Below are 13,020 nucleotides of genomic sequence, written 5' to 3' on the forward strand. Positions count from 1 at the left end.
ACAGCCGTGGGCGCGGTGCCCTGATGCTCCGGCTGGGGGTGGTCTGGACCCCGGTGAGGCGCACCGGTCGTACGGCAGCGCACTTCGCCGGGGCCGCGGGCTGCGCCCGTGAGGTCACGCGATGTCGACCATCCCGGAGGCCCAGTCGTCCAGGATCTTGGAGGGGTCCAGGACGACGGAGAGTTCGGTCAGGCCGCGGAAGGCGGGGAAGGGCACGGTGAGCCACTTGGCCTCCTCCGCCGGCAGCGCCAGGGAGAGATCCGGGAAGCGGCGGAAGAGCGAGGTCAGGGCGATCTGCATCTCCATCCTCGCCAGCGGTGCACCGAGGCAGAAGTGCGGTCCCGTACCGAAGGCCAGGTGTTTGCTCTGTACGCCCGGCCGGGTGATGTCGAAGGTGTCGGGGTTCTCGAACACGGCGGGGTCCCGGTTGGCCGAGGTGACCGCGATCTGTACCAGCGAACCCTTGGGAATGAGCGTCCCCGCGATGGTGATGTCCTCGAGGGCGTGGCGGAAGGTCGCGTTCTCGACCGAGCCTTCGAAGCGGATGATCTCCTCGATCGCGTTCGGGAGGAGGTCGGGTGAGCCGATCACCTGCCTGAGCTGCTCGGGGTGGGTGAGCAGCGTGTAGACGGCGTTGCCGATGAGGTAGGCGGTCGTCTTGTGGCCCGCGAACAGCAGCACCCACAGCGTGGACAGCAACTCGCCGTCGGTCAACGACTCCTGCTCGTCCTTCGTCTGGATGAGGACGCTGAGCAGGTCGTCCTCGGGGTCCTTGCGCTTACGGGCGATCAGGACCTCGAAGTACTCCCGGAGGGTGTTCTCCGCCTCGGCGAGGCGATCCTTGTCCTTCTTGCTGAAACCGGTCCGCGCCACGACACTGCACCACTGCTGGACCTCCGGCCGCTCCTCCTCGGGAACGCCGATGAGCTCGCAGATCACCTGCAGGGGCAGCGGGAAGGCGAAGGCCGACAGCAGATCGACGGGCTGAAGGGTGGAGCAGTTGTCGAGCAGCGTGTCGGTGATCTCCTGGACCCGTGGGCGCAGCGCCTCGATTCGGCGGGGCACGAAGGCGCGGCTGACGATCCGGCGCAGCCGCGTGTGCTTCGGCGGGTCGGCGAACAGCATGTTGTCGTCGAGGGCGATGGAGGAGTCGCCGAAGATGGACCGGTAGGCGTCGATCGCGGCGTACATGTCCTTGCTGATCCGGGGGTCGGCAAGGGCGGCCTTCGCGTCCTCGAACCGGGTGATCAGGTACGAGTGCACACCGTGGGGCGGGGTGATGCGGCAGACCGGCGCGTTCTCCCGCAGGTGCCGGTAGAGGGGGTGCGGGTTGGCCCGGTACTCCGGGCAGCCACGGGAGGCCGCGTCCACCGCCCGGGCTGTCTCGTCCGCGGTCTCCTGTTCCTGCATCTGAGTCATCGACGGCCCTCTTCTCTTCCCACGGTGGCACAGGTCGGCTCAAGCGTGGAATCCATTGACGCCTCCCGGATAGAGAAAACGCGATTCACCCTGACGCGGACCTGTGACGTCGGAACGGCAGGGAATCGGAAAAGCGGAGTGTGCCGTCCGGGGGAATGCTCGATTGCCGACCCCGGGCACCTGTGACAGGTTCGGATCCAGGGCCGCCATGAATGCGTATCGCTGCCCGAACTACCGCTGGGCCACTGGAGGAGAACGGGCTGTGGAAACGCGCGACAACGAAATGGTGCCGGTATTGATCGTGGGCGGTTCGCTGGTCGGACTGTCCGCGTCGGTGTTCCTGGGGAGGCTGGGCGTCAGCCACATGGTCGCCGAGCGCCGGGCCGCCACTTCCGAACATCCCCGGGGCCGGGGGAACAACATGCGGACGATGGAGGTGTTCCGCACCGCCGGGCTGGAACCGGACATCAGGAAGGCCGCGGCCGTCCTGTCCGGCAACCACGGCATCATGCAGACGGACAAGCTGTCGGGCGGTGACAGCAGATGGCTCTCGGCCCGTCTGACCGGCCAGGCCCCCGAGACGAACGTGTGCTCCACCCGGCGGTGCGCGTGCAGCCAGAACGACCTGGAGCCGGTCCTGCTGACCCACGCCCGCGCACTGGGCGGGGACGTTCGCTTCGGTACGGAGCTGATCTCCTTCACCGAGGACCAGGACGGCGTGACGTGCGAACTGCGCGAGCGGGAGAGCGGCCGGACCTGCTCGATGCGTACCGCCTACCTCCTGGCGGCCGACGGGCCGCGCAGCCCCGTGCGCGAGCGGCTGGGTATCGGGCAGAGCGGCGGCGGCGACCTGTTCCACAACGTGAGCGTCACCTTCCGCAGCAAGCTCCTGCGTCAGGTGGTGGGGGACCAGCGGTTCCTCGTGTGCTACCTGAACGGAACCGAGGGCGAAGGGGTCCTGCTGCCCGTCGACAACGAGGAGAAGTGGGTCTTCCACGTCCCGTGGTTCCCCGAGCGCGGCCAGACGCTCGAGTCCTTCACCGACACGCGCATCGCCGACCACATCCGGGCCGCCGCCGGCGTACGGGACCTGGACGTCGAGGTCACCGGCCGCGCTCCGTGGCACGCGGCGGACCGGGTCGCCGACCGCTACCGGCAGGGACGCGTCTTCCTCATCGGGGACTCGGCCCACGAGATGCCCCCCACCGGCGCCTTCGGATCCAACACGGGCATCCAGGACGCGCACAACCTCGCCTGGAAGATCACGGCCGTACTGCGCGGGTGGGCGGGTGAGGGGCTGCTGGACACCTACGAGAAGGAACGGCGCCCGGTCGCCCTGGCCACGAGTGCCCGGGCCATCGAGCAGGCGGCACGCGAGCAGCACCCCGGCTACGCCGCCGCGCAGGGCGGGGGCCAGAGCACGGACCTGATGACCGTGTCCCTCGGCTACCGCTACGTCTCCACGGCGGTGTCCGGCGCCGACACCGACGCGCCGACCATTCCGCAGGAGCTTCGCCTGCAGGCGGACCCCGGTACCCGGGCCCCGCACATGGACGTCGTCCACAACGGTCAGACCAAGTCGACCGTCGACCTGTACGAGCAGTCCTTCGTCCTGCTCTGCGGCGTCACGGACGGCCCGTGGCCGTCGGCCGCCCACGCCGCGGCGGCCAGGATCGGCGTGCCCCTGGTGTGCTACCGGGCCGGCGCCGGCCCGGACTTCGACCTCGACACCTCGCCCGCCCTGGCCGCCGGTGTCGAGGACTGGGCCGCCACGCACGGCGTCACCCCGCAGGGCGCGGTGCTCGTGCGCCCCGACGGCATGGTCGCCTGGCGCTCCGGCGGCCTTCCCGCGAACCCCGAGGACGAGCTGACGCACGTTCTGCAAGGCCTCCTCAGCCGCTGATCCCGCTCCGCGAGGCCCTCGCACCGTTCCACCACAGGGAGCCCTTCCATGCCTCAATCCGCCGACACCACCGACCCGCAGGCTCCGGGCGACATAGGCCTGCGCACCGCGCTGAGCGCCGACGACGCCCGGCACGAACGGGTGGACGTCCACCACCACTACACCGCCCCCGAATGGGTGCGGTGGGCCGAGAAGAACGGGTTCGCGGACCGCGCGAGCCTGCCGCCGTGGAGCCGTTGGGACGAGGCCGCCGCCCTGGACCTGATGGACCTGACCGGCACGCGCACCAGCATCCTCACCGTCGCCATGCTGGGACGCTTCCAGGACGCGGCGACACGCAAGGAGAGCACGCGTGTCGCCCTCGATGCCGTGGGCGACCTGGCGGTCCGGCACTCCGGCCGCTTCGCCTTCTTCACGCCCGTCTTCCTCGACGACGCCGAGCTCTCCCGCTGGTCCGTCTCCCATGGGATGGACCAGCTCGGCGCGGTGGGCGTCAGCGCGCGCACCAGCACGGGCGGCACGTTCCTGGGCGACCCCAAGCTCGACCCGATCATGGCGGAGCTCGACGAACGCGCCGCTGTGATCAGCACGCACCCCATGCAGGTGAACACGTCCGGCGCCCCCGAGGGTGTACCGCCGTTCGTGTGCGACTTCCTGATGGACACGACCTACGCCGCACTGAGCCTGATCATGAACGGCACTCTGGACCGTTTCCCCCGGCTCACGTTCATCCTCCCGCACGGCGGCGGGTACCTCCCCTACATCGCGAGCCGGATCGAGGTCTTCGGGCGCCAGCTCGTGCCCGCCGTCGATCCCGGCCGCGTCCGCGACTACCTCCACCGCTTCTACTACGACACCGCCGCGCCCATGTCCCCGTCGGCCACCCCCACCCTGCTGGCCGCCGCGGGCTCCTCCCGCATCCTCTACGGCACCGACTGGCCGCCGACCCCCGCCCAGGTGGTCGCCGATGTGACAACTCCCGCTCTGGACGCGGATCCCGCCCTCGGCGACCGGGAGCGCGGTGAGATCAACCGCGGGAACGCCCTGCGTCTCCTGCCCGTCCTCGCGTCCGCCTGAGCACGTACGGCGGACCGCACCCGTCCGGGTGCGTGTGAGTGCCACGGAGAATCCCCCGCCCGGCTCGTCCGGCGCGGACCGATGTCGGCCGTGCGGCTCGTCTCACCGAGCCGCACGGCCGACGGCGTTCCGATCGGACAGCCGGGTACGGGCGGTGACGGAGTAGCAGCGGTGGCAGCCTGATCCGGCCGTACCTAGGCTCGCTAGCGGAAACGAGTTCGCGGGAAGGACACAGAATGTCTCAGGTAAACGAGGACGATCTCCGCGTCAGCGCAATCGATACCGTGGATCGGCCCCGAACGCTCCGGAGAATTCTCCGTTCCGGGGTCAGGGAAACCATGCTGCTGCCGGTATTCCTCGTCCTCACCGGCATGATGGTGGCACTGTGGCTCATGGGCATGCCCTTCATGCAGGCTTTGACCATTTCGACCGCGGTGAAGATTTCATTGGCCCTGTTCGAAGCGCGTCGGCGGCCTTTCACGTCGAAGGTCTGACACCCGGCGCCCCTCTCCGGCCCGCCGCATCGCGCGGCCGGGCACTTCTTCGGAGTCGGAGCGCCTGCCCCCGGCGTGGCGCCCTTCCGCGGCCCCCGCCCGGTGTCAGGCCCCGCGTCCCGCCTTCTCGCCGGCCCCGCTCTCCCCGGTGCCGCGCGGCACCGCCGCCGCGAGGTCGTCGCGTCCGGGATGCGCCCGCCGCTCCCGCAGGTCGGCCACCGCCAGGACCAGGGCGACGAGGATGATCGCCACGGCGGTGAGCAGCCCGAGCTGAAGAGCTGTCGTGGGGCGGCCGTGGTTGGCGACATGCGCGAAGTAGACCGAGCCGACCACGGCGATACCGACGGCCGAGCCGATCCGCTGGCCGGTCTGCAGCACCCCGCCGGCCGCACCGGCGCCTCGTACCGGTACGAGCGTGAGCGTGAGGGTCGTGTTGGGCGAGACCGTGAGTCCGGACCCGATTCCGGCGATGACCAGCGGCAGCGCCATGGCCGCGCCCACGCCCTCCCCGGGTACCAGCTGGACGGCGACGACGACACCGAGCAGCCCGAGAGCCACCCCGCACAGGCCGATGACGACCAGGGTGCGGCCGTAGCGCATCACCATCCGGCCGCCCAGAGCCGCGCCGGCCGCCGAGGCGGCCGCGAACGGCAGGATGGTCACGCCCGCGGCGAGCGCGCTGTATCCCGCGGTGTTCTGCAGGAACAGTGACAGGACGAAGAAGATGGTGGTCAGCCCCGCGAAGAACATGAGGCTGATGAGAGCGCCGAGCGTGAAGGAGCGCAGGGAGAAGAGGCTGAGATCGACCAGCGGCGCCTTCCCCGGACGGCCCTGGGACCTCTCCCACCTCCAGAAGGCGCCGAGCAGCAGCGCGGCCAACGGAATCAGCAGCCACTTGGCCCGGCCCTGCCACTGCTGCTCCTGCATCAGAGGCAGCAGCAGGGCGACTACGCCCGCACCGAGCAGCAGTACGCCGAACGGGTCGAACTTCTCCCGCCGGTCCTTCGGCACCGGGAGACGGGGCAGCAGCCGGTTCCCCGCGACAAGGGCCGCCACGCCGATCGGCACGTTGACGAAGAACACCCAGCGCCACCCGTCCACCGCACCGAACGCGTGGATCAGCAGTCCGCCCGCAAGCGGGCCCACCGCGGTGGACACGGCGACGACGCTGCCGTGGAAGCCGAACGCCCGGGCCCGCTCGGCACCCTGGAACATCTGCTGGATCAGCCCCGAGGTCTGCGGTGCGACCACACCGGCGGCCGCACCTTGGATCAGCCGGCACACCACCAGCCAGGTGGGGCCGGTGGCCAGGCCGCATGCCACCGACGCCGCCGTGAACACGGCGAGGCCGCAGAGCAGCACCTGGCGGCGGCCCCGCACGTCGCCCAGGCGCCCCGCCGGCGCCAGCGCGAGCCCGAAGGTGAGTGCGTACCCGGACACCACCCAGGACTGGGTGGCGTCGGAGGCGCCGAGCCCGCGCTCCATCGAAGGCAGCGCCACGTTCACGATCGAGACGTCGAGCAGCGAGATGAATCCCGCGGTCAGACAGACCGCGAGAGCCTTCCACCGCCGGTCGTCGACAGCGGGCCGGGTCATTTCTGTGGTCATGTGATCACGCTATGCAGCCACGCCCGGTCGCACCAGCCGGGGACCGGGCGCCGCGCCGCGGGATCGAGGACCGGGGAGCCCCGGTCACGGTCCTCCGGGCTGCGGGACGGCCTTGCCGCCGGGGTTGCCGCCGGCCGACGGGACCGTCGGGGCCGTGACGGTGAGCGGCACCGCCGAAGGAAGGTTCAGCCGTCTCGGCCCTGCCACGTGGTCACGCAGGCTTCGTTCCCCTCCAGGTCGGCAAGTACCCAGAAGGCGGGGGCACGGGTCGCGGACACCAGTCGGCCTCCGGCGGCCAGTGCGGTCTCGATACGCCGGGGTGCCTCGTCGTGCGGGACGCAGATGTCGAAGTGGATGCGATTGCGCTGCGGGCGCTCCCGCTCCATCTGCTGGAACCAGACGGCCGGGCCCTGCCCGACCGGATCGACGAGCGGATCCTCCGGACCCTCGGCTCCCGCCTCGTCCGTATAGCCCAGCACCGCCTTCCAGAAGGGCCGAATCCCGGCGATGTCCCGTGCATCGATCGCGATCTCCAGAAGCTGGACGGACCGCGGCGCCCCCGTTCCGGTTTCGGGCTCCGCCACGAGCCCGGACCTGTCAGCGGTGGCGGAGATCCGACGCGCGAGTTCGACGTCCCGGGTGGTAACCGCCGCGCGGTCCGACGACTGCAGGGTGAAGACGACCCTGTCGGGGCGGACATCCACCCGAAGGTGCCGGTCGGCGTCCTCGCCGCACACCTGGACGGTGTCCGCCGCCAAGCCTGTCGCCTGAGCCAGCGAACTGACCCGGACCGACGTTCGCAACGTGCCCAGCAGGAAGCGCCACCCGTGGTCCTGGACCGCTTCCGACGCTTCCTGCCGACTCAGTGTCTGCTCCATGGCCGCATCCTCGCAGCCACCCGCCGCACCCCCGCCTGCCGGCACTTCCCAGATCGGCCCGAAGACGCCGCCGTTCGACCCGGGTCGCAGCCGCGCGGTCCGGCGTGCTTGTGCATCACGCCGAGGCAGAGGCGTTCCCGGTGCGGCACATCGTCGTCACGGCCGGGCGCGAAGAACACCGCGCAGACGTGCGCGGGTCGGGTCAGGACGCTGGACTGCTCTCCGAACGTGAGGCGGTCGTCGATGTCGTGGCGGCAGCCGGCGGCATCGAGGCGGGCGATCAGGTCCTCCCGGAGCACTGTGGACGGGCAGGACTGCGAGTCCGGCGGCACCAGCGGCGGCAAGCTGGTCGTCGAGGCGGGCCGGAGTGCGATCCGGATTCCGCTGACGGCGCGCTGGGTGATGACCAGTTCCAGGCCGTCCCAGGCGTACGGGCAGCCGTCGATGTCCGGTCTCGGCCGGATGGCGGGGTGCGGGCGTCCCGTGCCCAGGAGTTCCTCGGCCTCGGTCAGCGGCATGCCGCGGTGAAGCGGACCGACACGGCCGGTCCGGGCGAAGTCGGCGAGCACGTTCATCAAGGTCACTTCGGTGACTCCGGCGCCTTCGCGTGCCGACCCGCACCTGGACAACGCTCGAAGGGACCTCAGCACGGCTCACCAGGTCGGCAGGATTCGGCAATATCACGGGTCGGCGGTCGACGGTGTGCCGAGTTCGGAGGGCCAGACGTGACGGCGAGGCGAAAGGAAGGTGGAGACTCGGCCCTCGATGATCGTGCAGTGGTGCGAACCAACTGATGGTTCACCAGGTCGTAGGTGTCGGAACCCACATGCGTTGCGGAAACACGCAGCTTGTCGCTCCGGTGAGAGCAGGCAGGTGATCGCGTTGTACACCAGGTGGACAAGGCCGAACGCGCCAGGAGCCCGAGAGGTCGTCAGGTCGCCGGCGGTCACGGCTACAGCGTCACCGCCCACCTTTTCGGCAAGCACCCGGGCCATGGGCTGCGACCTCTCGATGCCCGCGACGCGAAGGCCTCGCACGCTCGGCGCAAGAGGCGACAGCAGGGTCCGGTACTTCGGGTGCGTACATGTGCGCGGATGACTCGTCGTAGCCCTGCGCCACCTGCTCGTTCCACGCATTCGCATCCATGCCGGCGAAGGCTGCCACGCCACCGGCTCGGCGAGCCAACGGATTTGGCCCGTCGTCGTTTCCACCCGCGGTTCGTGTGGGTGATCCCGCTCAGGACGGCGTCGGGATGCACTATGCCGATGGCGGCCCGAGGTCCACCCGGGTAAGTTGGCGATCTTCGGAGGGCGGAAGCCCCCGGAGTCCCTGAAGGCGAACGCCATGATGAACCCCGCCCTGTCCCCCGCACGACTTCGCCTCGTTGCCGCGCTCGACGGTCTCGCCGCCACCTTCGGCGGGATGACGGCTCACCCCGACGAGCACAACTGCGAGTGCCACTGGGGCAGCGCCGAGGAACTCGCCCAGCTCAAGGTCGCGTATACCGAGCTGGACCCTGACCTCCTGCGCCGCACCTGGCAGGCCCCCGACTGGAGTGACCACGCATCCGTACTGCGCCGGATCCTGCCCCAGTTCGCCACGGAGCTCGTCAAAGGCTCCGTCGAAGGGTTCTCCGGCCTGGAGGAAGCCGGCCGCTCGTTCGCTCGCGGTCACTGGCAGCAGTGGCCCACCGGGCAAGCCGAAGCAGTCGCGGAGTTCCTGCGGGCCTGGTGGGCCGACACACTCACCGATCCCGATCCCCCGGTACCCGCGCACGAGGTCCTGGCAATGATCACCGAGGCGTCCGCCGCGCTCACCCCGTGGCTCACCACGTGGGAGACGCTGACCGACCGGCCGGCCGACGCCCACCTGGCCGAAGCGGTCGCGAAGTGGGAGTACGACCTGCTCGGAGACCAACTCCCCTGGGACTGCCGGGAGAACGGGGAAGAGACCCGCACCGAGCTGACCGCCTGGCTGGTCCGCAACGCTCCTGCCCGGCTACGAGCCCACGGCGCATCAGCGGAACTGCTCGACCGCATACGGCTGCTCGGTCTGACCGGCGACGATCGCTGGGAGGACCCTCACTGGCCCGGCTACCGCTGCTGATCCACCGAACCGAGCCCGGAAGTCAAAAACGACGGCGGCACCTCTTTGCGAGCCGGGACCTGTGACGGGCCCGGCTCCCCCCACCAGGCCCCTTGGGACCCGTCGTCTACGCTGGCGCGGTGACTGATGAGCAGGAGCGGGTGCAGCCGTCGGGAGTGTGGGCCACGGCCGTGGGGGTGGCCAGGGTGCGGGCGATGGAGACCGCGCGGGAGCACGCGTTGTTCCGCGACCCGCTGGCACAGGCCTTCGCCACCGCCGGCGGTCTGGACCCCTCAGCACCGCCCCGACCCGGTGACGAGGCCGCGCGGCGCCGACGGCTGGGTGTGGCGTTCTCCATCGTCATCAGGACGAAGTTCCTCGACGACCTGTTGCGGGAGGCCTCCGCGTCCGGGGTCCGGCAGGTCGTCCTGCTCGGCGCCGGCATGGACAGCCGGGCCTTCCGGATGGACTGGCCCGAGGGCACCCGGCTGTTCGAGGTCGACACCGCCGCGCCACTGGAGTTCAAGGCTTCGGTGCTGCGGCAGGAGCGCGCCGTCGCACGCTGCGAGCGGATCACCGTCGCGGTGGATCTGCGGGAGGACTGGCCGGCCGCACTGGCCGCTGCCGGACACGACCCGGCCGCGCCGACCGTGTGGATCGCGGAAGGGCTGCTGATCTATCTGCCCGAGGACGCGGTGGAACTGCTGCTGGCCCGGATCGGCGCGCAGTCGGCGCCCGGCAGCCGGATGGGGCTGACGTTGGGCTCGCGGGGCGTGATCGAGCGCTTCGGCGCGGACGCCGTACCGGGATCGCCGGCGTCCATGTGGATCTCGGAGATGCCCGACGACCCGGTGGGCTGGCTGGCCGGGCACGGCTGGGAGGCCGGCAGCCACACCCTGCGCGAGCAGGCTGCCGCCTACGGTCGCCCGATGGGCACCCCGCCACGGGACGAGGAGCGGCCCGGCGGACTGATCTCGGCGGTCCGCCGGTAGAGCGCCTCCGGGGGTTCCGGAGGAGCGGTTCGAATCCGCACGCGGCAGGTGAGTAGGCCCTGGGGTCGGCCGGGCGTGCGGCGACTTGCGCCGGGGAACCGGCTAAGCGCCGTCGTTGCCCTCGCGCAGGGAATGGATCATGCTCCGCAGGATCCGGAACGCGCCTGACCGCTCGGTCTCGGTCATGCCGGCCAGCATCCTGACCTCGACGGACCTGACCGCCACGGTCGCCTTCTCCAGGCTCCGTCGGCCGCGAGGTGTGAGCCGCGTGGGAAGTGCCTTCCCGACCGGTGCCTCCGCAGGCCTGGTCACGTGGCCCTCTCGTTCCAGGTTCTGGAGCAGCACGTTCATCGTCTGCCGTGTCACGAACGCGCCCCGCGCCAGCTCGGAGTTCGACAAGCCCGGCCGTTGAGCCAGCAGTTCGAGGCACGAGTAGTGCGTCACGCTCATCCCGAGCGGCCGCAGCACCTCCTCCATGGCCGCGCGGAGGACGCTCGACGCCTCTTTCAGCAGGTAGCCCAGCGACGTCTCCAGGTCGACACCGTCTTGATTCATGTCAGTATTCTGACATAGGTTGCCTGTGTCAGAAACCTGACACGGAATGAAGGAGCATCATCATGCCCGCCACCGGCCCCGACTTCATCTCGCTCCAGGCACGCGACCTGGACGCTTCGCGGACGTTCTACGAGCAGTACCTCGGCCTCGTCCGCGCGCAGGCCGGACCTCCGCACGCCGTCGTCTTCGAGACGAAGCCGATCGCCTTCGCACTCCGCGAGGTCGTTCCCGGCACCGATCTCGCATCGGTCGCCCAGCCCGGCATCGGTGCCGCGATCTGGCTCCACGCCACGGACGTACAGGCCATTCACGATGCTCTCGTCGCCGACGGTCACACCATCGCCTCCGCGCCGATCGACGGCCCCTTCGGCCGCACGTTCACCTTCGCCGACCCCGACGGCTACCAGGTCACCCTCCACGACCGCGCCTGATCGGCCGACAGCCACCGGACGATCACCGACCCGGCCGGGAAGACCGCCACGGCGAGGTGAACGTGCCGGACCTGCTCCACCGCGTCCGGCTCGAGCTGGACAGCTTCGACGGACCGATCGACGCGATCGCCGGCTACGGGGACTTCCCGGTGAGCACCCTCGTCGCACCGCTCGGCAAGGAGTAGGGGACGCGCGCCACCAGCCCGGAACCCACGGCCCCCGTGGCAACGGCATACGGGACACCGCCGGAACAGTGCTGGGAGGTCAGCCGCGGCCTGATCGACTACGACGCCGCGCTGGACGCCTGCGAGGACGGCAGGCGCGTCACCTCGCGCACCTGGAACGAATCGGCCCCCAGGAACGCGCCGCGGGAGCAGACCTCACCCGAGACCCACTCGCGTGGCACGGCCGCAACACCGGGCAGGACGGATCTACTTGTGTTTCCGCGCCCCCGGCGCGTCCGCGCCGGGGGCGCGGAAGCACGCGCTGACCGACTTCCCGTGGGGGCAGGGGCGTGCCTCCCAGGTGTCCGCCACGGCGTCCACCAGGAGCATGCCGCGGCCGCCGAGGCTTTCCGCGTCGGCCTCCCGAGGAGTCGGCAGGACACCGGACTTGTCGTGCACGGAGACGTGCAGGCAGTGGTCGTCACAGGTCATCACCAACTGGGCGCTGCTGTGGGCGTGCCGGTGCGCGTTGGTCACCAGCTCGGAAATGGTGAGCAGCACCGCGTCCACCGTCTGCGGAGCGGCGGTGGTCCATCCCCGAGCGTCCAAATGCTCACGTGCCCAGTCGCGAGCTGCCTTCACTTCGCTGTTCAGCGGCAGCGTGCAGGCCCAGCCCACTGCCCGGAGCGACGAACCTTCCACGGCGATCCTTCCTCGTTGAGGGCGCACGCGCTGAGCGCCGGCCACCAAGCTTCCCCGGCGACGGGCATCGCACGTCCGCCCTGGGGCTCCCGGCCAGGGACTTGACACGTTCCGTCGTGCCAGGGCTCGGCACGCTTCTCCCAAACGCCTTGCCCGGACCTGGTCCGGATACCCCCGACACGTCGGCTCAGCCCTGTCGCTCCCGTCGTCGGCAGGTCGTCACGGACGCGCCACGGCCTCAGCTGTGAAGGAGCGGGGCGCCCGCGGAGCGAGGGAGACGGCCGGGGGTCACGACTACCCGTGCTCGGCCGGTGCCGGTCGGCACTCCCGCGTCCTCGGCGGTGTCGATCGTGTGGTCGAGGTGGTCGTGGGCCACTTGGAGGGCATGTGCGATCTCCCGTGTGCCGGTCGACACGCAGAGGGTGTAGGCCAGGTCCTGCAGGCGCGGCCCGGCAGTGGTGGCGTCGGCGCCCGTCGTGGTCGCGAGCACGGTTTCGTACTCCGTGAGAAGTCTGCGCAGGGTCGCGGGGTGGGGCATGAGCATCGGACGGTCTCCTCGGATGCGGGTTGCGGAGCTACGGGGGTGTGCGGCGTGCGGGGGTGAGTCACTGACGGAAGGCTTCGGCCCGGACGCGGGCGCAGCTGCGGCTGATGAGCCGGGAGACGTGCATCTGGGAGATGCCCAGGGACTCGGCGATCCTGCTCTGGGTCA

General features: G+C 70.5%; 15 protein-coding genes. 7 read left to right on the forward strand and 8 right to left on the reverse strand.

Features of this window, described 5'->3' with window-relative positions:
* Positions 1-114: 114 nt before the first annotated feature.
* A complete protein-coding gene (locus ACZ4O3_RS35230) occupies positions 115-1,419 on the reverse strand; it encodes a cytochrome P450 family protein (protein ID WP_362720757.1) in 1,305 nt (434 codons plus the stop codon).
* A gap of 283 nt (positions 1,420-1,702) precedes the next feature.
* On the opposite strand from ACZ4O3_RS35230, the gene ACZ4O3_RS35235 reads away from it, so the two are divergent.
* From ACZ4O3_RS35235 to ACZ4O3_RS35245, 3 genes are all read left to right on the forward strand, one after another.
* Positions 1,703-3,322: an FAD-dependent oxidoreductase gene (locus ACZ4O3_RS35235; protein ID WP_467726256.1), complete on the forward strand. Its 1,620-nt coding sequence runs from the start codon at positions 1,703-1,705 to the stop codon at positions 3,320-3,322.
* 48 nt (positions 3,323-3,370) lie between these two features.
* Positions 3,371-4,399, forward strand: coding sequence for an amidohydrolase family protein (locus ACZ4O3_RS35240; RefSeq protein WP_362732767.1), 1,029 nt, complete (start codon positions 3,371-3,373; stop codon positions 4,397-4,399).
* Positions 4,400-4,635: 236 nt separating this feature from the next.
* The gene (locus ACZ4O3_RS35245; RefSeq protein ID WP_467726240.1) at positions 4,636-4,893 is read left to right on the forward strand and encodes a hypothetical protein; all 258 of its coding nucleotides are present in this window, start codon (positions 4,636-4,638) and stop codon (positions 4,891-4,893) included.
* 105 nt (positions 4,894-4,998) lie between these two features.
* Here ACZ4O3_RS35245 and ACZ4O3_RS35250 read toward each other — a convergent pair whose 3' ends face one another.
* The 3 genes from ACZ4O3_RS35250 to ACZ4O3_RS35260 all read right to left on the reverse strand — a co-directional run bounded on the left by ACZ4O3_RS35250 (position 4,999) and on the right by ACZ4O3_RS35260 (position 7,963).
* Positions 4,999-6,501, reverse strand: a complete 1,503-nt coding sequence (locus ACZ4O3_RS35250; protein WP_467726241.1) for an MFS transporter — start codon at positions 6,499-6,501, stop codon at positions 4,999-5,001.
* Between the two features lie 185 nt (positions 6,502-6,686).
* Positions 6,687-7,379, reverse strand: a complete 693-nt coding sequence (locus tag ACZ4O3_RS35255) for a VOC family protein (RefSeq protein WP_467726243.1) — start codon at positions 7,377-7,379, stop codon at positions 6,687-6,689.
* Positions 7,364-7,963 (reverse strand): hypothetical protein, encoded by a 600-nt coding sequence (locus ACZ4O3_RS35260; protein WP_467726244.1) that lies wholly within the window; start codon positions 7,961-7,963, stop codon positions 7,364-7,366. The genes ACZ4O3_RS35255 and ACZ4O3_RS35260 overlap by 16 nt, the downstream gene beginning before the upstream one ends.
* A gap of 763 nt (positions 7,964-8,726) precedes the next feature.
* Between ACZ4O3_RS35260 and ACZ4O3_RS35265 the strand changes: the two genes are divergently transcribed.
* Together ACZ4O3_RS35265 and ACZ4O3_RS35270 are read left to right on the forward strand one after the other, a co-directional pair.
* Positions 8,727-9,485: a hypothetical protein gene (locus ACZ4O3_RS35265; protein ID WP_467726258.1), complete on the forward strand. Its 759-nt coding sequence runs from the start codon at positions 8,727-8,729 to the stop codon at positions 9,483-9,485.
* A 155-nt stretch (positions 9,486-9,640) separates the two neighbouring features.
* Positions 9,641-10,456: a class I SAM-dependent methyltransferase gene (locus ACZ4O3_RS35270; protein WP_385003336.1), complete on the forward strand. Its 816-nt coding sequence runs from the start codon at positions 9,641-9,643 to the stop codon at positions 10,454-10,456.
* Positions 10,457-10,558: 102 nt separating this feature from the next.
* Here ACZ4O3_RS35270 and ACZ4O3_RS35275 read toward each other — a convergent pair whose 3' ends face one another.
* Positions 10,559-11,011 (reverse strand): MarR family winged helix-turn-helix transcriptional regulator, encoded by a 453-nt coding sequence (locus ACZ4O3_RS35275; RefSeq protein ID WP_385003325.1) that lies wholly within the window; start codon positions 11,009-11,011, stop codon positions 10,559-10,561.
* A 62-nt stretch (positions 11,012-11,073) separates the two neighbouring features.
* Between ACZ4O3_RS35275 and ACZ4O3_RS35280 the strand changes: the two genes are divergently transcribed.
* A complete protein-coding gene (locus ACZ4O3_RS35280; protein ID WP_467726245.1) occupies positions 11,074-11,442 on the forward strand; it encodes a VOC family protein in 369 nt (122 codons plus the stop codon).
* A 62-nt stretch (positions 11,443-11,504) separates the two neighbouring features.
* Positions 11,505-11,627 carry a hypothetical protein gene (locus ACZ4O3_RS35285; RefSeq protein WP_467726247.1) on the forward strand — a complete coding sequence of 41 codons (123 nt, stop codon included), beginning with the start codon at positions 11,505-11,507 and terminating at the stop codon, positions 11,625-11,627.
* Between the two features lie 246 nt (positions 11,628-11,873).
* Here ACZ4O3_RS35285 and ACZ4O3_RS35290 read toward each other — a convergent pair whose 3' ends face one another.
* The 3 genes from ACZ4O3_RS35290 to ACZ4O3_RS35300 all read right to left on the reverse strand — a co-directional run.
* A complete protein-coding gene (locus ACZ4O3_RS35290) occupies positions 11,874-12,308 on the reverse strand; it encodes an ATP-binding protein (protein WP_467726248.1) in 435 nt (144 codons plus the stop codon).
* A 238-nt stretch (positions 12,309-12,546) separates the two neighbouring features.
* Positions 12,547-12,852 carry a DUF5133 domain-containing protein gene (locus ACZ4O3_RS35295; protein WP_467726250.1) on the reverse strand — a complete coding sequence of 102 codons (306 nt, stop codon included), beginning with the start codon at positions 12,850-12,852 and terminating at the stop codon, positions 12,547-12,549.
* 61 nt (positions 12,853-12,913) lie between these two features.
* Positions 12,914-13,020: sigma factor-like helix-turn-helix DNA-binding protein (locus tag ACZ4O3_RS35300; protein ID WP_385003339.1), on the reverse strand; the 107-nt coding region annotated here is incomplete at its 5' end.

This window comes from Streptomyces sp. NPDC026515, from assembly GCF_055567595.1.

Excerpts from the sequence above, each read along its gene's own strand:
- ACZ4O3_RS35245 (WP_467726240.1), top strand. The coding sequence starts at position 4,636 with ATGTCTCAGGTAAACGAGGACGATCTCCGCGTCAGCGCAATCGATACC.
- ACZ4O3_RS35250 (WP_467726241.1), bottom strand. The coding sequence starts at position 6,501 with ATGACCACAGAAATGACCCGGCCCGCTGTCGACGACCGGCGGTGGAAG.
- ACZ4O3_RS35230 (WP_362720757.1), bottom strand. The coding sequence starts at position 1,419 with ATGACTCAGATGCAGGAACAGGAGACCGCGGACGAGACAGCCCGGGCG.
- ACZ4O3_RS35265 (WP_467726258.1), top strand. The coding sequence starts at position 8,727 with ATGAACCCCGCCCTGTCCCCCGCACGACTTCGCCTCGTTGCCGCGCTC.
- ACZ4O3_RS35255 (WP_467726243.1), bottom strand. The coding sequence starts at position 7,379 with ATGGAGCAGACACTGAGTCGGCAGGAAGCGTCGGAAGCGGTCCAGGAC.
- ACZ4O3_RS35280 (WP_467726245.1), top strand. The coding sequence starts at position 11,074 with ATGCCCGCCACCGGCCCCGACTTCATCTCGCTCCAGGCACGCGACCTG.
- ACZ4O3_RS35295 (WP_467726250.1), bottom strand. The coding sequence starts at position 12,852 with ATGCTCATGCCCCACCCCGCGACCCTGCGCAGACTTCTCACGGAGTAC.
- ACZ4O3_RS35240 (WP_362732767.1), top strand. The coding sequence starts at position 3,371 with ATGCCTCAATCCGCCGACACCACCGACCCGCAGGCTCCGGGCGACATA.
- ACZ4O3_RS35275 (WP_385003325.1), bottom strand. The coding sequence starts at position 11,011 with ATGAATCAAGACGGTGTCGACCTGGAGACGTCGCTGGGCTACCTGCTG.
- ACZ4O3_RS35235 (WP_467726256.1), top strand. The coding sequence starts at position 1,703 with ATGGTGCCGGTATTGATCGTGGGCGGTTCGCTGGTCGGACTGTCCGCG.